We start from the raw sequence: 18,708 nt of genomic DNA, 5'->3' as shown, positions 1-18,708 counted from the left end.
GGATCTTCCCTGGTCAGGATGGATGGCCAAGGTGACGTGAGTAGTCCTCGCACGGGGCGTCCACCACGAATTCGGACATATCGCTTCGTCGCTTGTCGGTGACCATGAGTAGTTTCGGGGTATCGCCGGCGTCGATGTCCCTGGTTCGGTCGGGTGGTTCGTGGTGGGGGTGTCCGGCGTTCGCAAAGGGTCGCCGTCCGGCCGGCGGTGTCGCCAGAGGGGGTGTGGGATGACACGGGCACCGGCGCAGTTGTTGGCTGTGCGCAGCCTGCTGCTGCGGTATCTGAACACGGATCCGGATGTGGTGCGGGACGACGATCTGGAACCGGCGGAGGTCGGGATCGTGGGGGACGCGTCGCATCGGGGTGGTTATCACTGTGGTGCGGATCGGGTGGTGACCAACGACTACTCGGTGGTGGAGTCGCCGCGGGATCGTAACGGGTTGACCCTGGACGCGTCGGCGTTGGACGTGGGGTGGTTCTCGGTGCGCTCGGGTGGGGCGACGCACAGTCTGCGGTCGTTCTCGGTGTGGTGTGTGGCGCAGTGTGTGGCCGGGACGGCGGACAGTCGCGACATTCGGGAGATCATCTATTCGCCGGACGGGCGGGTGGTGCGGCGGTGGGATCGTCTCGGTCGTCGGTCCAGCGGGGACAACTCACACCTGTGGCACACCCACTTCAGTTTCTTTCGTGACTCGACCAAGGCGGGCCGGGACCAGCGTCCGCTGTTCCGCCGTTACCTGACCACCATCGGACTCATCCAGGAGGAGGACACCATGAGCGAACAGGCCGAGACCGAGATCCACAACGTGTACCTGGGGATGTTCTACGGCGGGACGAGCATGGGCCGCAAGGTCGACCCCGACGGCACCGGCCCGGCCGAGGCCGGCAACAGCCTGGTGGCGAAGCTCGACTACACCATGCAGCGACTGGACGCGCTGACCACCCAGGTCAACCAACTGCCTCGGCAGATCGCCGAGGAGATCACCCGCCAGCAGGGATAGCGGCGGGGAGGAAATCCGTGAGCCGTTGCAACTGAGCGGCCGTGGCGGCGGCCGGATCCCGGACCGCCGCCACCGGCACGCGGGTTACAGCGGGCGTACGTTGTCGGCCTGCGGGCCCTTCTGCCCCTGGGTCACGTCGAACTCGACCTTCTGCGCCTCGTGCAGCTCACGGTAACCGCTGCTCGCGATCGCCGAGTAGTGCACGAAGACGTCCGGGCCCCCGCCGTCCTGCTCGATGAAGCCGAAGCCCTTTTCCGAGTTGAACCACTTGACCGTGCCGGTTGCCATGCATCTCTCCCTGTTTCCTGCGGCTGACCACCGGCCATCGGTCGATGATCGCCCTGTTTCACCCCCGACAGTAACGGGCCGGACCCCGTTTCGCCGCCCGAAGTGCCGCAGGCCGCGCCGAGGAAACCGCCGAATCCGTCGCCGCACCCGCCGAGGCGCCTCGCCGGTGAGGCCTACGGGGCGGAAATCAGGGTGATGAGGGGAACATGCCCGATGACCTTGGTTGCTCGGCACCATAGCCTACGGGTCATGACGGACTGGTCGGCCCAGCTGGGTGAACTGCCCACCGCACTGGTGATGGTGGCGCTCGGGCTGGTGATGGTCCTGGACGCCGTCCCGCTGCTCGGGGTGCTGGTGCCCGGAGACGTGGCGGTCCTGGCCGCCATCGGACTGGGACGACCGGGCATCGCGCCGGCGACCGTCGGCTCGGTGGTGATCGGTTGCGTGTGCGGATGGTCGCTGACCTTCGCCGCCGGCCGCCGGTACGGCAAGCGGCTGCGCCACGGCCGGTTCGGCGGCTGGATCGGCGAGAACCGCTGGGCCGCTGCCGAGATGTTCGTCCGCCGTGGTGGCGGACGGATGGTGCTGGTCACGCCGTTCCTGCCGGTGTTCAACACGTTGGTCCCGCTGGCCGCCGGAGGACTCCGGATGTCGTACTGGCGGTTTGTCGGATGCTCGGCCCTCGGGGCGGGCCTCTGGGCCGGTCTCTACGTGCTGCTCGGCAGCGCGGCCCGGTGGGTGACCGGTCTGTTCCCCGGGGGACCCGCCCCCACGCTCGTCACCATGGCCGTCGGGATGCTGCTGGCGGGCACGCTCCTGGCCGCGACCCGACGCCGGCTGTTGTCGGCGGTCTCCGCCCCGACCGCCGTGACCTCGTCGACCGTCGCCCCGAGCGTGTGCGGCGTCGCCCCGAGCGTGTGCGGCGTCGCCCCGAGCGTGTCCGGCGTCGCCCCGGTCACGGCCACCGAATCGGCGACCGAATCGGCCACCGGGAGTCCGGCGGTTCGGGAGGCGGCCGACTGCTCACCGGCGGACTCCGCCGCGGCGGAGGGGCGTTGCGCTGCGCCCGGGGACCCGCGGCGCGTGGCCACCCCGGCGACCGGCCGCCGTGGGGCGACCGGCTCCGGGATCGTCGCCAGGTCAGGACGGGGCCGTCCCTGCGGTCACCAACCCCGGGCCCGCCACTGCGGAAGCGCCGGACGTTCGTGGCCGAGGGTGCTGTCGTGGCCGTGGCCCGGGTGGAAGCAGGTCTCGTCCGGGAGGCTGTCGAAGAGCTTGCGCTCCACGTCGTCGATGAGCGAACCGAACCGCTCCGGGTCCCGGTCCGTGTTGCCCACACCGCCCGGGAAGAGGCTGTCCCCGGTGAAGAGGCGGGGTACGCCCCCGGGGTCGCGGTAGAGCAGCGCGACCGACCCGGGGGTGTGACCCACCAGGTGGATGACCTCCAGCTCGCACTCGCCGACCCGGACGGTGTCCCCCTCGGCCAGCGGTTCGGCCGGGATCGGCAGCCCGTCGGCGTCGGCGGCGTGCACCAGCGGCCGGGCCCCGGTCTTGGCCACCACCTCCTCCAGGGCGACCCAGTGGTCCATGTGCCGGTGGGTGGTGACCACGGTGGCCAGGCCGGCGTCGCCGATCAGGGCCAGGAGCCGGGATGCCTCGTTGGCCGCGTCGATCAGCAACTGCTCGCCGGTGGCCCGGCACCGCAGCAGGTACGCGTTGTTGTCCATCGGCCCCACCGACACCTTCGTGACGGTGAGGTGGTCGAGGTCGATGACGACCGGCTCGCCGCCGGTCGGGGCGTCTTCGTTGTCGGTCATGTGCGGGTCAGATCCATTCCGGAGGGGTGGGAAGCGGGCCGTCGGGAACGACGGTGAGCAGGTCGCCTCGGCTGCGCCCGATCAGCCAGGCGGCGAGTTCGTGGGCCGGACCCTGCACGTGCGGGGCGTCGGCGCGGTCACCGACGGTCGTCTCGTGCGCGCCGCCGTCGAAGCGCAGGACCATGGCCGGCGCGTCGGTACGGGTGGTCAGCCCGGTGGCCACCTCGTGCAGGAGCCGCCGGGCGAAGGCCACCGACCAGGCGTCCGGGTGGTACCCGGCGGTCAGGTCGACGTGGTGGACCTCGATCTCCCGCAGCCGCCCCCAGACCAGCAGTGCGGCGGGCCAGGGACCCCGGCGGGTCTGCACGTCGGCCGCCCAGGCCTGCGGCGGCATCGCGGCCACCGCCTCGGCGAACCGCTCGGAGCACCGTCGCAGGTCGGTCAGGTGCTCGGCGGGCGGGCGGGCGGCCCCCGACTCGATGTCGTGGGTGCGGGCGGCGGTGCCGGCGTACATCGGGATCGTCTCGCCGGTGCGGGCGGCGGTGAGGAGGTTGACGAAGCCGTCGGCGTTGCGGGCCAGGTGGGCCAGGACGTGGCCGCGGGTCCATCCGGGCAGCAGCGACGGGGCCGCGACGTCGTCGGCGTCGAAGGCGGCCGCGGTGTCGAGCAGCCGCGCGGTCGCCTCGTCCACGTCCCTGGTCAACCGGAGCGGGTCCGTGGTCACGGTCCGACAGTAACGGTCCCCGGCGTCCCCGTCGCTGTGAAACCCCGGCTCGCCGGAAATCGCTTTTCGGTGCGTCGGTGCACCCCTTACCGTCGCCACCGACGGGCACCGCAGAGCACGGTGTCCCGGTGGCGACGAGGTGACCATGACCATCGACCTGACCATGCTCGGCTGGGACGCCGAGCGCGCGGCGGCGCTGGGCCGTCGGGCCGACCACCGTCCGGCCCGGGTGGCCCGGGTGGACCGGGGCGTGTGCACCGTGCTGGCCGCCGACGGGCCGGTCCGGGCCACTCTCGGGGGCGGGCTGCTCGCCGCCGCCGCCCGGGACCTGACCCGGTTGCCCTGCGCGGGGGACTGGGTGCTGCTGGGCACCTGGCCGGACCGACGCGTCACCGTCGAGGCGGTGTTGCCGCGCCGGACCGCCCTGGTCCGCCGGACCGCCGGTCGGCAGGCCACCGGTCAGGTGCTGGCGGCCAACCTCGACGCCGTCGCCGTGGTCGAGCCGGTGCACCCGTCGCCGGATCTGGGGCGCATCGAGCGGCTGTTGGCGGTGGCGTACGAGTCCGGGGCCCGACCGCTGGTGGTGCTCACCAAGTCCGACCTGGCCGCCGACCCGGTGGCGGTGGCCCGGCAACTGGAGGCCGTCGCCGCCGGGGCGCCGGTGCTGCCGGTCAGCGTCCAGGGCGGAACCGGCCTCGACGCGCTGCGCGCCGAGGTGACCCCCGGGCGGACCCTGGGGCTGCTCGGTCCCTCCGGGGCGGGCAAGTCGAGCCTGGTCAACGCCCTGGCGGGGGCGCCGGTGCTGCGGACCCAGGAGATCCGCCGGGTGGACGGCAAGGGGCGGCACACCACCACCTGGCGGTCGCTGGTCGTGGTGCCCGGCGGTGGGGCGGTGGTGGACACCCCGGGGGTCCGGGCGGTCGGCCTGCTCGACGGGGCGGCCGGGCTGGACCGGGCGTTCGCCGACATCGCCGAGATCGCCGAGGGGTGCCGGTACGCCGACTGCGCGCACACCGTCGAGCCCGGGTGCGCGGTCCGGTCGGCCCTGGACACCGGGGACCTGCCGGTACGGCGGTGGGAGAGCTGGCGGGCGTTGCAGCGGGAGGTGGCGTACGAGTCACGACGCCGCCAGAGCCGGTTGGCGGGTGAGCGTCGGGGCGGGTGGCGTACGGGACGGCGTCGCCCGGCGCGACCCGAGCCCCCGTCTCCGGGTGGCCTGTAGGCGCCCTCACCCGACCGTTCTGAGCTGGGGGAACGTCTGGGTACGGGGAAGTGTCGTACCCCGGGGCTAGAGTTGCGGGGGCGCTTTTCGCGCCCCCACACAACCGCTCGAAATGCCCTCCTGATCCGCAGGAGCGGTCGAAGCGGACAGATCCCTTTTATCCTCATGCACCCGGGAGTACACGAAACGTGGTCGACCGACTGATCATCCGTGGCGCACGCGAGCACAACCTGCGTGACGTCAGTCTCGACCTGCCCCGCGACGCCCTGATCGTGTTCACCGGGCTCTCCGGCTCCGGCAAGTCGAGCCTGGCGTTCGACACGATCTTCGCCGAGGGCCAGCGGCGCTACGTGGAGTCGCTGTCGTCGTACGCCCGGCAGTTCCTCGGTCAGATGGACAAGCCCGACGTCGACTTCATCGAGGGGCTCAGCCCGGCGGTGTCGATCGACCAGAAGTCGACCTCGCGTAACCCGCGTTCGACGGTCGGCACCATCACCGAGGTCTACGACTACCTGCGGTTGCTCTTCGCCCGGGTCGGGGTGCCGCACTGCCCGGTCTGCGGTGAGCTGATCTCCCGGCAGAGCCCGCAGCAGATCGTCGACCGGGTCCTGGCGATGACCGAGGGCACCCGGTTCATGGTCCTCGCACCGGTGGTGCGGGGCCGCAAGGGCGAGTACGTCGACCTGTTCGCCGAACTCCAGGGCAAGGGGTACGCCCGGGCCCGGGTCGACGGGGTGGTCCACCAGCTGACCGAGCCGCCGAAGCTCAAGAAGCAGGAGAAACACACCATCGAGGTGGTGATCGACCGGCTCACCGTCAAACCCGGTGCCAAGCAGCGGCTCACCGACTCGGTCGAGGCCGCCCTCGGGCTTTCCGACGGGTTGGTCCTGCTGGACTTCGTCGACCTCGACGAGGACGACCCGGGGCGGGAGCGGCGCTACTCCGAGCACCTGGCCTGCCCCAACGACCACCCGCTGGCGATCGAGGACCTGGAACCCCGGGTCTTCTCCTTCAACGCCCCGTACGGGGCCTGCCCGGAGTGCACCGGTCTGGGCACCAAGAAGGAGGTCGACCCGGAGCTGATCATCCCGGACCCGGAGCGGACCCTGCGCGGGGGCGCGATCCAGCCCTGGTCCAGCGGGCACAGCCTGGAGTACTTCCTGCGGTTGTTGGAGGCGCTCGGCGAGAGCGAGCACTTCGACCTCGACACCCCCTGGCGGGCGTTGCCGTCCCGGGCGCAGAAGACGATCCTGCACGGTTCCGGCGACCAGGTGCACGTGCGCTACCGCAACAAGTACGGCCGGGAGCGCTCGTACTACACCGGGTTCGAGGGCGTGGTGCAGTGGATCGAGCGTCGGCACTCCGACACCGAGTCGGACTGGTCCCGTGACAAGTACGAGGGCTACATGCGCGACGTGCCGTGTGCGGCCTGTGGGGGTGCCCGCCTCAAGCCGGAGGTGCTCGCCGTCACCCTGGCCGGGCGGAGCATCGCCGAGGTCTGCAACCTGTCGGTGGGGGAGTGCGCCGACCTGCTCGCCGGCATCGAGCTGACCGACAGGCAGAAGCTGATCGCCGAGCGGGTCCTCAAGGAGATCAACGCCCGGCTGCGGTTCCTGCTCGACGTGGGGCTGGACTACCTCTCCCTGGACCGTCCCGCCGGCACCCTGTCCGGTGGTGAGGCGCAGCGGATCCGGTTGGCCACCCAGATCGGATCCGGCCTGGTCGGCGTCCTCTACGTGCTCGACGAGCCGTCGATCGGGCTGCACCAGCGGGACAACCACCGGCTGATCGAGACCCTGGTCCGGCTGCGGGGGCTGGGCAACACCCTGATCGTCGTGGAACACGACGAGGACACCATCCGTACCGCCGACTGGATCGTCGACATCGGCCCCGGCGCGGGTGAGCACGGGGGGCGGATCGTGCACTCCGGGTCGGTGGCGGAGCTGCTGGAGAACCCGGAGTCGGCCACCGGGGCGTACCTGTCGGGGCGCAGGTCCATCCCGACTCCGGCGGTCCGGCGTCCGCAGACCCCGGGCCGGGAGCTGGTGGTGCACGCGGCCCGGGAGCACAACCTGCGCAACCTGACGGTGCCGTTCCCGCTCGGGCAGCTCATCGCCGTCACCGGGGTCAGCGGGTCGGGCAAGTCGACGCTGGTCAACGACATCCTGTACGCGGTCCTCGCCAACCAGATCAACGGTGCCCGGCTGGTGCCGGGGCGGCACACCCGGATCACCGGCCTGGAACACGTGGACAAGGTCGTCGGGGTCGACCAGTCGCCGATCGGGCGTACCCCGCGCTCGAACCCGGCGACGTACACCGGGGTGTGGGACCACGTCCGCAAGCTCTTCGCCGAGACGGTCGAGGCGAAGGTCCGGGGGTACGGCCCCGGCCGGTTCTCGTTCAACGTCAAGGGCGGACGGTGCGAGGCGTGCTCCGGTGACGGCACCCTGAAGATCGAGATGAACTTCCTGCCCGACGTGTACGTGCCCTGCGAGGTGTGCAAGGGCGCCCGGTACAACCGGGAGACCCTGGAGGTCCACTACAAGGGCAAGACCGTCGCGGACGTGTTGGACCTGCCGATCGAGGAGGCGGCCGAGTTCTTCTCCGCCATCCCGGCGATCCACAGGCACCTGAAGACCCTCGTCGACGTGGGTCTGGGGTACGTCCGGCTCGGGCAGCCCGCCCCCACCCTCTCCGGGGGTGAGGCGCAGCGGGTCAAGCTCGCCTCCGAGTTGCAGAAGCGCTCCACCGGCCGGACCGTCTACGTGCTCGACGAGCCGACCACGGGCCTGCACTTCGAGGACATCCGCAAGCTGCTGATGGTCCTGGAGGGCCTTGTCGACAAGGGCAACACGGTGATCACCATCGAGCACAACCTCGACGTGATCAAGACCGCCGACTGGTTGATCGACATGGGTCCGGAGGGCGGTCACCGGGGCGGTACGGTCCTGGCCACCGGCACCCCGGAGGAGGTCGCCGAGGTGGCCGAGAGCCACACCGGTCTGTTCCTGCGGCAGGTCCTCGGCCTCGACGGCGAGCCTGCCGGCGCGAAGGCGGCCACCACCCGGGCCGCCAAGGCCAACCACACCCCCACCCAGACCCGCCCCCGAACCCGCAAACCCAAAACCCCCACCCCCTGACCCACCCCCACCCCACCCTGCCCCCTCCCCCCCGCCCCGGATCGACCGGTGATCAAGGGGTTTGCGTCAGGTTCGATCTCCGGCATGACGCAAACCCCTTGATCACCGGAGGGAAGCCGGGTGGGAAGCCGGGAGGAGGGCCGGGGGAGACGTGGGGAGGGTGGGGTGGGGTGGGGTGGTCGGGGGTGGGGTGGGATACAGGTAGTTCACAGGGGATTGGGGTGAACTGGTCGGGAGTGGTGCTGCGTGTACGGGGGTAGGGACCGCAGGCGACGGTGACCAGAGAGGGGCAGTACATGAACGACGACCAGGTGATCGCCGGTCCGGCGGGGCAGAGCCGACGGGCGCTTCTCGCCGGGGCCGGGGCGGTCGGGGCGACCGTGGTGTTGACCGCGTGCGGCAGTGACCGCCCCATCGCCAACTCGCCCGAGGGCGACGGCGAGAACGGCGGGGGCACCGAGGGTGGTGCGCCGTCCATCGCCAAGACCGGGGACATCCCGGTCGGCGGAGGCCGGATCCTCGCCCAGCAGGGTGTGGTGATCACCCAGCCCACCGAGGGGGAGTTCAAGGGCTTCGACCCGATCTGCACCCACCAGGGTTGCCCGGTGTCGAACGTCGACGGCGGCAGCATCAACTGCACCTGCCACAACAGCAGGTTCTCCATCACCGACGGCTCGGTGGAGTCCGGCCCGGCGACCGCCGGGTTGGCCGAGAAGGAGCTGCGGGTCTCCGGCGAGGACATCTCCCTGGCCTGACGTGGGCACTGCGCCCGCCCGGCCCGCGGCCGGCCCGGGACGGCGGAGGACGCCGACGGCCGGCCCGCTACCTGCGGGCCGGCCGTCGCCGGTCGGTGGACCTGGGTCAGTGGGAGTAGACGGACAGCTCCCAGAGGGAGACGCCGTAGGTGGTGGCCCGGGTGACCGCCCGCACCCGGACGTACCGGGCGGTGGTGGTGGGGAAGACGGCCAGGTCGGTGCCGCCGTCGCCGACCGTGGTCGACCAGGCGGTACGCCAGGACGTCCCGTCGGTGGAGACCTCGATCCGGTATCCCCGGGGGTACGCGTCCTCCCAGTTCAACCGGGCTCTGCCGACCTGTCTGAGGGAGCCCAGGTCGACGGTGATCCACTGGTCGTCGGCCCAGTCGCTGGCCCACCGGGTGCCCAGGTTCCCGTCGACGGCCCGCCCGGCCGGGTTGCCGAGCTGGGCGCTGGAGGCGGTCACCGGTCGTCCGGCGGCGAGGTTGCCGAGGTCGTCGCCCTGCCGGGCGGGGAACGACACGACCTGCTGGTAGGTGGGGCGGTTCTGCCAGGCGATGGTCGCGTGCTTGATCCCGCCCAGCGGGGACTGGACGATCGCGTCGGCGCACCACTGGTCCCCGGCCGCGCAGGTGGCATCGCCCGGGTAGGTGGTGGTGGCCGGGGTCTGCGCCGCCGTCCGCAGGGTGTCGAGCAGGATCTGCCGGCAGGCCCCCCGGTCGCCCTGGCCGCAGAAGGTACGCCCCGTTCCGCCGGCCACCGGCTCGCCGAGGACCCGACGCAGGTCCTTGTCGACGTAGCCCCACCAGCCGTACTGGAACGCCGAACCCTTGTGGGTCTGGGCGGTGGTGGCCGAGGAGGGCAGCGTGGACAGGTCGCCCTGCTGCAGCCCGGAGGGTGACTCGTTGAGCTGCATGGTGTTGACCAGCGACTGGTAGAGGTCCGGGCCGAGGGGCGCGCGGAAGATCCCCCGGACCAGCAGCGGCCACCAGGCGTCGAGGGTCCGGATCGCCTCGGCGTGCCGGTACACCTTGGACCCCTTGGCCGTCTCGACCCGCAGCGCCCCGTCGGCCCGCCACGCCTTCAGGCGGGTGATCTCGGTGGCCAGGGCGGTGTCGGTGACCGGTTGGCTCTCCAGCACCCGGATCAGCTCGTCGAGGACCTCCGCCCCGCGCAGGTCGGTCAGTCCGGCCCGTTGCACGAGTTCGGTGAGGGTGGCCCGGTCGTACTTGCGTCCGGCGGCGATGCCCGCCTTCAGCGGCTTGTCCAGCAGGTCGGCCCGGTGCACGGCGCCGAAGCTGAAGTTGCCGTCGGCGGCCCCGAAGTCCTTGGCCTGCTTGTTGTTCCAGCTGATGTAGTAGTCCTGGTTCGTGGACTGGGGGTGCGCCGAGGCCGGGGCGTACCGGGCGGTGTTGGTGTCGGGGACGAAACCCTGCCACTCGTACGCCGGTTCGGCCTTCATCGGCAGGTTCGGGTTGGAGCCGGGTGCCCGCAACGGGTTGAGCCCGGAGTTGAGGTACGCCGACTCCCTGGAGTTGACGTAGAACCAGTTGAAGGCGTACTCGACGTTGTTCGCCGAGTTGCGGAACGCGGCGGCGGTGCCCATCTGGCCGGGGTCGTTGAACATCTGGAACCCGATGGCGGAGTCGGCCTCGTGGCGGTAGGTGGAGCGCAGGTGGGTGAAGGCGTGCGGCTTGCCCCCGACGGTGGCCCGCCAGCCGACCAGCCCCAGCTTCGTCCGCCAGGCGACCAGTTTGTACGACCCGGCGGGGGTGCCGTCGGCGACTGTGGGGTTCCACCTGTTGACGTGGGACAGCTCCTCCATGGCCAGGCACTGGCCCCGGTAGAGGTAGCGGTCGGTGCCGAGGGTGGGGGCGGTGCCGTCGGTGGTGCACAGGGGCACGGCGTAGGTGTCGGTGATGTCGTGGACCGAGGAGGTGGCGCTCCAGGCGTAGTCCTGGCCCCGGCCGAGCAGGACGTACAGGTTGAGGCCGGCGAACGCCGCGCCCCGGGCGCTGATCCCCGGCCCCTGGAGTTCCTGGACCATCAGCAGCTGCGGGGAGAAGTAGCCGGTCTGCGGGCCGAACACGGCGACCGGGTGACCGGTGGCGGAGTGCGCGGCGGAGACCACGGCGGCGTTGGACATGCCCCGGTGGGCCGGGTCGATGGTCAGCCCGGAGAGGGCGGCGGCGAGGTCGGAACCGCTGTCGGCGGTGGAGGTGGCCGAGCCGGTCGGGTCGGTGAAGATCGGCTCGACGCGGGCGGTGCCGGCGTCGGGCAGGACCACGCTGGGGGCGTCGGGGTTCGCGTCGCCGTACGGGAAGCTCTGTCCGTCGTGCAGGGTGAGCACCTGCTCGGGGTCGTTCTGACCACGGAAGCCCTGCCACACCCGGTCGCCCTCGACCGGGCCGTACTTGGCTCGGGCGGCGATGCGGACCAGGGCGGACTGCATCTCGGTGCCGCCTCCGCCGCCGAACAGCCCGCCGACCACACCGGCGATGGCGATGAGGTCGGTCATGGTGAACGGCTTCGGTCCGCCCGCGTTGGTGATCGCGTCGAGGTGGCCGGTGAGGACGTACTCGCCGGGGCAGTTACGGGCGGCCATGCAGGTGCGGATGTAGGCGTTGATCCCGGCGATGTACTCCTGCACGTCGGCGTAGAGCTGCTCGCCGCGCCCGCCGCCCTTGCTGCGCAACGCCTCGACCTGTGTCTGGAGGTCCGCCTCGCGGTACGGGGAGTTGCGCCAGACGCTCTGCTCCAGTGCCCGGTTGCCGGGGGCGCCACCGGCGAACGGGGTCAGGGTGCCCCGGCCGACGTGCCGGAGCAGGTCCATGGTGAACAGGCGGTCCTCGGCTCCGGCGTATCCGGCGCCGTACATCGTCCCGCCCCTGGTGGTGCCGGTGATGTGCGGTACGCCGGTGATCCTGTCCCGGATGATCCGTACGTCCGACCGGGGTGAGTAGTCCCGCTCGATCTGGTTGGGGGCGACGCCGAAGGTGGCGTCGTGGAAGAAGGCGCCGATCTGGTCCTCGCGCAGCCCGGCGTACCCGTAGACCAGGTCGGCGTAGGTGCCGAGCTGGTCGGCGGAGTGGCGGGGGAGGGTGCCGAGGGTCTGGTTGCCGAGGATCTCGACGAGGGTGGCGTTGCCGTTCTGGCCGGGCGGCAGGATCTCGGAGCACTCGCCGAGGCAGTAGTCGTTCGCGGCGAAGCCGTTGCCGGAGTTGATCGGGGAGGCGGCGGCCGGTGCGACGGGGGCGGCCCGGGTGACCGCGGCGGCGGTGGTCTGGGCGGCTCCGGCGGCGGCGGTGGACGGACCGGGGACGGCGACGAGCAGGGCGGCGGTGGCGACGGCGGCGGTCGCGCCGGCCAGCAGCCGGCGGGTCGTACCGACTCCGGTCGACCGCCGGGGGGCTGCGGTGGGGGACATGACGATCCTCCGGGGGAGTGGGGATCAGGCGGTGAGCGGTGACGTGAGGAAACTTCGGTTACCGGATGGTAGGCGAACGACAGTCGATATCGGAAGGAGTCGATCGGCTAGTCGCGCCCGGGGTGGCCTGCGCGGTCCGTCGGGGGTGTCGGGGGTGGCGACTAGGCTCGAAGGGTGGCTGATCCGTCGACCTACCGCCCCGCCCCCGGCACCATCCCCGAGGCCCCCGGGGTCTACCGGTTCCGCGACGGCACCGGCCGGGTGATCTACGTCGGCAAGGCGAAGAACCTGCGCAGCCGCCTCAACTCCTACTTCGGTGACCTCCTGGGTCTGCACGAGCGGACCCGACAGATGGTCACCACCGCCGAGTCGGTGGACTGGATCACCGTCGGCACCGAGGTCGAGGCGCTCCAACAGGAGTTCACCTGGATCAAGCAGTACGACCCGAGGTTCAACGTCCGCTACCGCGACGACAAGTCGTACCCGTACCTGGCCGTCACCCTCGACGAGGAGTATCCACGACTCCAGGTGATGCGGGGGGCCAAGCGCAAGGGGGTGCGCTACTTCGGGCCGTACTCGCACGCCTGGGCGATCCGGGAGACCCTCGACCTGCTGCTGCGGGTCTTCCCGGCCCGGACCTGCTCGGCCGGGGTGTTCAAGCGGGCCGGGCAGGTCGGCCGCCCCTGCCTGCTCGGATACATCGGCAAGTGCTCGGCCCCCTGCGTCGGGACCGTCACCGCCGAGGAGCACCGGGACATCGTCGACGGGTTCTGCGACTTCATGGCCGGGCGGACCGACACCATGGTCCGCCGTCTCGAACGGGAGATGGCGGAGGCCAGCGCGGCCCTGGAGTTCGAGCGGGCGGCCCGGCTGCGCGACGACGTGGCAGCACTGCGCCGGGCCATGGAGAAGCAGACGGTGGTCCTCGGCGACGGCACCGACGCCGACGTGGTCGCCTTCGCCGACGACCCCCTCGAAGCCGCCGTCCAGGTCTTCCACGTCCGCGACGGGCGGATCCGGGGCCAGCGCGGCTGGGTGGTGGAGAAGACCGAGGAACTGACCCCCGGCGACCTGGTGCACCACTTCTGCACCCAGGTCTACGGCGGCGAACGGGGCGAGGCCGACGTCCCCCGGGAGCTTCTGGTCCCCGCACTCCCCGCCGACACCGACGCCCTGGCCGACTGGCTCTCCGCCCGCCGGGGCAGCCGGGTCAACCTGCGGGTGCCCCAGCGCGGCGACAAGAAGGACCTGCTGGAGACCGTCGGACGCAACGCCAGGGACGCCCTGGCCCGGCACAAGCTCAAGCGGGCCGGTGACCTGACCACCCGCAGCCAGGCCCTCGACGAGGTCGGTGAGGCGCTGGGCATGCGGACCTCCCCGCTGCGCATCGAGTGTTTCGACGTCTCCCAGATCCAGGGCACCGACGTGGTGGCCAGCATGGTGGTCTTCGAGGACGGACTGCCCCGCAAGAACGAGTACCGCCGGTTCGTCGTCCGGGGCGCCACCGACGACCTGTCGGCCATGTCCGAGGTGCTACGCCGCCGTTTCACCAGGTACCTCCAGGCCCGCGCCGAGACCGGGGAGATCGGTGAGGAGACCGCCGCCGACCCGGACCGCCCCGGAATCGACCCCACCACCGGCCGACCCCGCAGATTCGCGTACCCGCCGCAGTTGGTGGTGGTCGACGGCGGCCCGCCGCAGGTCGCCGCCGCCGCCCAGGCCCTCGCCGAGTTGGGCGTCGACGACGTGGCCCTGTGCGGGCTGGCCAAACGGCTGGAGGAGGTCTGGCTCCCCGACGACGAGTTCCCGGTCATCCTGCCCCGCACCTCCGAGGCGCTCTACCTGCTGCAACGGGTACGCGACGAGGCCCACCGGTTCGCCATCACCTTCCACAGGCAGCGTCGCTCCAAGCGGATGACCGAATCGGCGTTGGACGGGATCTCCGGCCTCGGCGAGGTGCGGCGTACGGCGCTGCTACGCCACTTCGGCTCCCTCAAACGGCTCGGGGCGGCGACGGTGGAGGAGATCACCGAGGTCCCCGGGGTCGGTCGGCGGACCGCCGAGGCGATCCTGCGGACCCTCGGCGGCGACGACCCGACCGACCCGACCGGGGACGTTCAGTCGACGTAGCCCAGCCGCCGCAACTCCGGGCCGGCGATCCGCTCGAAGTCGGCCACCTGTTCCGTGGTCAGGTCGGTCCGGTACCGCCCGGCGCGCCCGGTGTAGAGCGGTCTGGCGACGGCCTCGGCCGCTGGATGACCCCACGACCGGTGCAGCAACGAGTGCTCGAACTCGGAGTGCCGCAGGAGCGCGTCGTCCCACCGCAGACCCAGGAAACGCACCACCCGCTCCAGGGTCTCCCCGGGGGCCGAGACGAGATCCTCGTACCGGATCTCCATGTACCGGTCCGGTGGCGCGACGGTGTGCGGTCGGGCGACCACCTGCATCCAACCGTGCGCCGCGTCCGTCGCCGAGCGGTAACCCCACGTCGGCACCGTCTTGATGTGGCTGGCCGCCAGGTCACGCCCGTCGCGGACGATGTGCACGAAGTGGGCACCGGGCCACAGCCGGGCGTAGTCGTCCACCCGCTCGATCTTGCGTTGGAGTTTGAGGCCCCACCGTTTCGCGCCGACGGCCCGCCGTCGGAACTCGCCGATGTCGTCGATGAGCCGGCACCGGTCCTCGAATGACGACAGCTCGGTGCCCAGCGCGTCCCGCGCTGCCCTGACCAGCCCGGTCAGGTCGTCGATGCCGACCCCGAACCGCTCGCACTGCTTGACGAAGTGCGCTCCGTCGTACCAGTGGGGATCGGCGGTGTCGGTGCCGGGCCCGAGCACCCGAGGGTCACGCCGGGCCACCAGCTCCGCTGCCGTCAGGATGTGTTCGCCGAGGTTCGGCGGGTCGGGGAAGTCCAGCTCGGGTCCGACGACGAGGTCGGGATGGGCGTCGAGGACCACGCTGAGCAGGGTGGTACCGGACCGGTTCTCGCCGCCGAGCAGGATGGGATCCGAGGCGAAGGGAAATGGGGCGGACACTGTGCTCCTCTTCCGTCGGTTCAGGGGCTGCTGTCGCGTGGCGTGGGGTCAGTTGGGCTTCCCGAACCAGGTGTTGACCGTCTGCGGCGTCGCCGCGAAGTTCTCCCCGGCGAACTCCACAGCCGCTGCGTGCAGTCGTCGTTCGGTGGAGCGGTCCCCGGCGGGGGCCTCACCGGACTCGGCGAGAGTCGCCCGTAGGGCTGCGTGGGCGGCGTCGGCCACGGCCCGTACGTCCTCGTCGGTGGTCGCCGCCGAGGGCATGAACCGCCCGCCGTACTGCATCAGGAACCCGTGCCGCCACATCTCCTGGAAGAACCGCGTGCCGAGGTCGTGATCGGCGAAGACGACGTCGAACATCGTCGGGCAGGAACGGGCGACAGCGGTGACCCCGACGGTGGCGAAGACCTCGTTCAGGCTCGTCATCAGCCCCGTGCCGACGGTCCTGATCCGGTCCCGCACCGCCGGGTCGGCGAACACGTCGAGGGTCGCCAGGGCCGCCGCGAACGGCGTCACCTCCCGCTGGTAGGTGTTGCCGAGATAGGTCGCCTCCCCGGCCTTCATCACCTCGGCCCGGCCGAGCACTGCGGAGAGGGCGAAGCCGTTGGCCAGGCCCTTGCTGACCGCGATCAGGTCGGCGTCGACGCCGGCTGCGGCGTGGTAGCCGCCCGGGGCGTACCGGAATCCGGTCATCACCTCGTCGACGACGACGAGACCGCCGTGACGCCGGGCGACGGTGGCCACCTGCCGTAGATGTTCCTCGGGAAAGAAGTTCACCTCGGGGGTCACGATGACCGCGGCGATCCGCTCGTGCCGGGACGCCAACTCGTCCAGCCGGTCGAGGTCGTAGCCGAAGTCCATGGTGTCCGGGTCCCGGTCCGGCAGGGCGAGGTCCGGCCGGTACTGCAGGTGCCAGTCGTGCCATCCGTGGAATCCGCTGGTGAGGACCGGTCGGGCGCCGGTGTGGACGCGGGCGAGCCGGACCGCCGCCGTGGTCGCGCAGGAGCCGGTCCGGAAGAAGATCGCACGTTCGGCGCAGGGGAAGACGTCGACCAGCCGTTCGGCGAGTTCCACGCGGAGCATGGAGACCGGCCCCGGGAGGATCCCACCGGTGTGGACCATGGCCCGGGTCGCGGCGTCGAGCACACCGGGATGGCCGGCGCCGAGGGGCGCGGCTCCGCTGCACGAGGTGAGGTCGAGGTAGCGTCGGCCCTGCACGTCCCAGGCGTACGCACCCGCTGCCCGGTCGAGGACGATCGGGAAACGCCGGTCGAGGTCCCACATGTCGGAGGCGGTGACCGCTCGGGCTCGGGCGAGGGCTGCGTGGTGGGTGGCCGAGGTGGGTGTCGGTTCAGGCGTACGTCCGGTCACCTGTGGACCTCTCCTTCTGGTCGGGTCGTCGTTCGCGGTGCTGCGGTGCCGAGGTGGGCCGCTATCCGCTCGGCGATGCGCAGCGAGTTGGCCTGGATGGTGAGGGTCGGGTTCACCCCACCGGCGAAGGGGAAGAAGCCCCCGTCCACCACGTAGACGTTCTCGGCCTCGTGTACCCGTCCGTCCCGGTCGACCACCGACGTCTGGGGATCCTGACCGGCGCGGCAGCCGCCGTGCAGGTGGCGGCTGCCGAGGTGGTAGTTCGACGGCTCGGCGTGCACAGCGGTCACCCCGGCGGCGCGGAGCAGGTCGACCGCTCTGGCGGCCAGGTGGTCGCGGCGTGACTCGTCGATCGGGTGGGTGACGTAGTCCATGACGACCCGCGGTACGCCGAACGCGTCCTGTCCGGCCGAGAGCCGTACCCGGTTGCGGGCTCGTGGTTGGTCTCCCGCCAGGAAGTGCAGGCGGAGCGTGAGTCGGCCGTCGCGGACCCGGTCCCGCTCCGGGTTCGCCTCGTAGATGATGCCGCCGAGTCCGCTCGGGATCCGGGGGTCGAGGTAGTGGTCGGAGAAGGCCACGCTGGAGAACGGTCCGTCCTCGGGACCCGGGCCGGGAGCCGGTACGGATCCCCACCGGTAGCCGCTGACCTTGAAGGAGAGCCCCCGTCCCACCATGTCGTGGCCGTTGCCGAGTCCGGCCGGTGCGCCGCGTCCGGTGGACCGCAGCAGGAGCGCCGCCGACTGGACGGCGTTGGCGGCGACCACCACGGCGCGGGCTCGGGTGGTCCGGCGGGCGTGCCGGCGCAGGTCGAGCCATTCCACCGAACCGGCCACGCCACACCGGGCGAGGTTGATCCGCAGGGCCCGGCTGAACGGCCGTACCGCCAGGGAGCCGTCGGCGACGAGCGGGTCGAGCAGCATCGCGGCGAGATCCATCCGGGCCCCGGTGGGGCAGGCGTGTTCGTTGCAGGGGCCGCAGCGGTGACACGGCGGTCGACCCCGGTAAGGGACGGAGTTGATGGCCAGGGGGGTGGGGAAGGGGCGCAGACCCAGGGAGCGGCCGGCCCGGTCCAGCAGGGCGCCCTGGACGCTGTACGGGTGTGGGGGCATGACGGCGGGCCCGGAGCCCGGGTCCATGGGGTCGGCGTGGTCCGCCCGAGCCACCCCGACCAGACGCTCCACCGCCTCGTAGTACGGGTGGAGATCGCGGTAGGAGATGGGCCACCCTGGGTCCAGGGCGTCCGAACTCATATGTTTCCCAGCATCGAAGTCGACAATTCGATAGCGGAACATGATGCCGCCGAAGAGAGTCGTTCCGCCACCGAGGGCCTGTGCCGTCCACGGGCGTCCGGAGTTCGTGAGTCCGCCGTCGGGGTGCGGCCTCAAGGCGGGCTGCCACATTTTCTCCAGGCGCTTGAGTGAGTCACCGGGGCCCACTCGGCCGCCTTCTTCGAGGACGAGGACGGAGTAGCCCTGTCGGCTGAGGAAGTGTGCCGCGACGGCACCGCCGGCGCCGCTGCCGACGATGCAGACATCCACCGCGTCGTCGTCCATTCCCACCCTTCCTCGGCGTCGGAGAGCGATACGACGGTGCGGGACGAGGAGACTCGCCCGCTGGCTCCGCTTGCTGCTGGGTGTGCTTCGGTGCCGGCTGTCGGTGCTGCTCCCGCCGGTTCGGGCCGACGGCGCGACGTGGTGCCGCAGGTCCTGTCGGTCGACGGTGCACAGGTTCGGTCGGGCGTGATGAAAGACGTGTGCATATTCGGGTCGGTGCCACGTCGATGACGTCGAGGTAATCACGGTCGACGATTCATTGCAATGGATGTACGGTGATGTGAACCACGTCACATAGATGTTTCAATTTCAATTCACGATGTCGATCTCGGTGAGTGTCGAACGCCCTCTGAAGCGTTCGACACGGGACTCGGTG

At 71.3% G+C, this 18,708-nt stretch carries 12 protein-coding genes and 1 pseudogene; 6 read left to right on the top strand and 7 right to left on the bottom strand.

All coding sequences use genetic code 11. The features are described from left to right. Positions 1-229: 229 nt before the first annotated feature. Entirely contained in the window at positions 230-1,003 is a 774-nt protein-coding gene (locus WHN02_RS23925; protein ID WP_434740933.1) for a hypothetical protein, read from the top strand. Between the two features lie 84 nt (positions 1,004-1,087). Here the strand turns inward: WHN02_RS23925 and WHN02_RS23920 are convergent, their stop codons facing one another. Then, positions 1,088-1,291 (bottom strand): cold-shock protein, encoded by a 204-nt coding sequence (locus WHN02_RS23920; protein ID WP_132270859.1) that lies wholly within the window; start codon positions 1,289-1,291, stop codon positions 1,088-1,090. A 249-nt stretch (positions 1,292-1,540) separates the two neighbouring features. On the opposite strand from WHN02_RS23920, the pseudogene WHN02_RS23915 reads away from it, so the two are divergent. After that, a pseudogene (locus WHN02_RS23915) lies at positions 1,541-2,134 on the top strand (DedA family protein); the annotation flags it as partial. Positions 2,135-2,454: 320 nt separating this feature from the next. Here the strand turns inward: WHN02_RS23915 and WHN02_RS23910 are convergent. Further along, positions 2,455-3,108 carry an MBL fold metallo-hydrolase gene (locus WHN02_RS23910; protein WP_434740932.1) on the bottom strand — a complete coding sequence of 218 codons (654 nt, stop codon included), beginning with the start codon at positions 3,106-3,108 and terminating at the stop codon, positions 2,455-2,457. A 7-nt stretch (positions 3,109-3,115) separates the two neighbouring features. Further along, positions 3,116-3,832 (bottom strand): maleylpyruvate isomerase family mycothiol-dependent enzyme, encoded by a 717-nt coding sequence (locus WHN02_RS23905; RefSeq protein WP_434740931.1) that lies wholly within the window; start codon positions 3,830-3,832, stop codon positions 3,116-3,118. 145 nt (positions 3,833-3,977) lie between these two features. Here WHN02_RS23905 and rsgA point away from each other — a divergent pair, with 145 nt between their 5' ends. The 3 genes from rsgA (at position 3,978) to WHN02_RS23890 (ending at position 8,949) form a co-directional block, all read left to right on the top strand. Then, complete coding sequence (rsgA, locus tag WHN02_RS23900; RefSeq protein WP_434740930.1) at positions 3,978-5,054, top strand: ribosome small subunit-dependent GTPase A; 1,077 nt, start codon at positions 3,978-3,980, stop codon at positions 5,052-5,054. Positions 5,055-5,242: 188 nt separating this feature from the next. Next, a complete protein-coding gene (uvrA, locus tag WHN02_RS23895; protein WP_434740929.1) occupies positions 5,243-8,194 on the top strand; it encodes an excinuclease ABC subunit UvrA in 2,952 nt (983 codons plus the stop codon). A 296-nt stretch (positions 8,195-8,490) separates the two neighbouring features. Further along, the gene (locus WHN02_RS23890; protein WP_434740928.1) at positions 8,491-8,949 is read left to right on the top strand and encodes a Rieske (2Fe-2S) protein; all 459 of its coding nucleotides are present in this window, start codon (positions 8,491-8,493) and stop codon (positions 8,947-8,949) included. 106 nt (positions 8,950-9,055) lie between these two features. Here WHN02_RS23890 and WHN02_RS23885 read toward each other — a convergent pair whose 3' ends face one another. Next, complete coding sequence (locus WHN02_RS23885; RefSeq protein WP_434740927.1) at positions 9,056-12,376, bottom strand: penicillin acylase family protein; 3,321 nt, start codon at positions 12,374-12,376, stop codon at positions 9,056-9,058. Positions 12,377-12,550: 174 nt separating this feature from the next. Between WHN02_RS23885 and uvrC the strand changes: the two genes are divergently transcribed. Continuing rightward, positions 12,551-14,506, top strand: a complete 1,956-nt coding sequence (gene uvrC / locus WHN02_RS23880) for an excinuclease ABC subunit UvrC (RefSeq protein WP_434740926.1) — start codon at positions 12,551-12,553, stop codon at positions 14,504-14,506. Here uvrC and WHN02_RS23875 read toward each other — a convergent pair. From WHN02_RS23875 to WHN02_RS23865, 3 genes are read right to left on the bottom strand one after another with little or no spacing between them, the layout of a single operon-like run. Continuing rightward, positions 14,494-15,411 carry a sulfotransferase family protein gene (locus tag WHN02_RS23875; RefSeq protein ID WP_434740925.1) on the bottom strand — a complete coding sequence of 306 codons (918 nt, stop codon included), beginning with the start codon at positions 15,409-15,411 and terminating at the stop codon, positions 14,494-14,496. The two genes, uvrC and WHN02_RS23875, sit on opposite strands and share 13 nt — an antisense overlap. A gap of 48 nt (positions 15,412-15,459) precedes the next feature. Next, complete coding sequence (locus tag WHN02_RS23870) at positions 15,460-16,779, bottom strand: aminotransferase class III-fold pyridoxal phosphate-dependent enzyme (protein WP_434740924.1); 1,320 nt, start codon at positions 16,777-16,779, stop codon at positions 15,460-15,462. Then, the gene (locus WHN02_RS23865) at positions 16,776-18,332 is read right to left on the bottom strand and encodes an FAD-dependent oxidoreductase (RefSeq protein ID WP_434740923.1); all 1,557 of its coding nucleotides are present in this window, start codon (positions 18,330-18,332) and stop codon (positions 16,776-16,778) included. The genes WHN02_RS23870 and WHN02_RS23865 overlap by 4 nt, the downstream gene beginning before the upstream one ends. Between the last annotated feature and the right edge of the window lie 376 nt (positions 18,333-18,708).

The sequence above is a fragment of the Micromonospora sp. SH-82 genome, assembly GCF_051132485.1.
GTDB lineage: Bacteria > Actinomycetota > Actinomycetes > Mycobacteriales > Micromonosporaceae > Micromonospora.
Note: the sequence above shows the minus strand (reverse complement) of the source record. Positions and strands in the feature narration are given on the sequence as shown.

Bases quoted from the DNA above. Each gene is read 5' to 3' on its own strand.
- WHN02_RS23925 (WP_434740933.1), top strand. From the start codon at position 230: ATGACACGGGCACCGGCGCAGTTGTTGGCTGTGCGCAGCCTGCTGCTG.
- WHN02_RS23920 (WP_132270859.1), bottom strand. From the start codon at position 1,291: ATGGCAACCGGCACGGTCAAGTGGTTCAACTCGGAAAAGGGCTTCGGC.
- WHN02_RS23910 (WP_434740932.1), bottom strand. From the start codon at position 3,108: ATGACCGACAACGAAGACGCCCCGACCGGCGGCGAGCCGGTCGTCATC.
- rsgA (WP_434740930.1), top strand. From the start codon at position 3,978: ATGACCATCGACCTGACCATGCTCGGCTGGGACGCCGAGCGCGCGGCG.
- WHN02_RS23890 (WP_434740928.1), top strand. From the start codon at position 8,491: ATGAACGACGACCAGGTGATCGCCGGTCCGGCGGGGCAGAGCCGACGG.
- WHN02_RS23885 (WP_434740927.1), bottom strand. From the start codon at position 12,376: ATGTCCCCCACCGCAGCCCCCCGGCGGTCGACCGGAGTCGGTACGACC.
- WHN02_RS23865 (WP_434740923.1), bottom strand. From the start codon at position 18,332: ATGGACGACGACGCGGTGGATGTCTGCATCGTCGGCAGCGGCGCCGGC.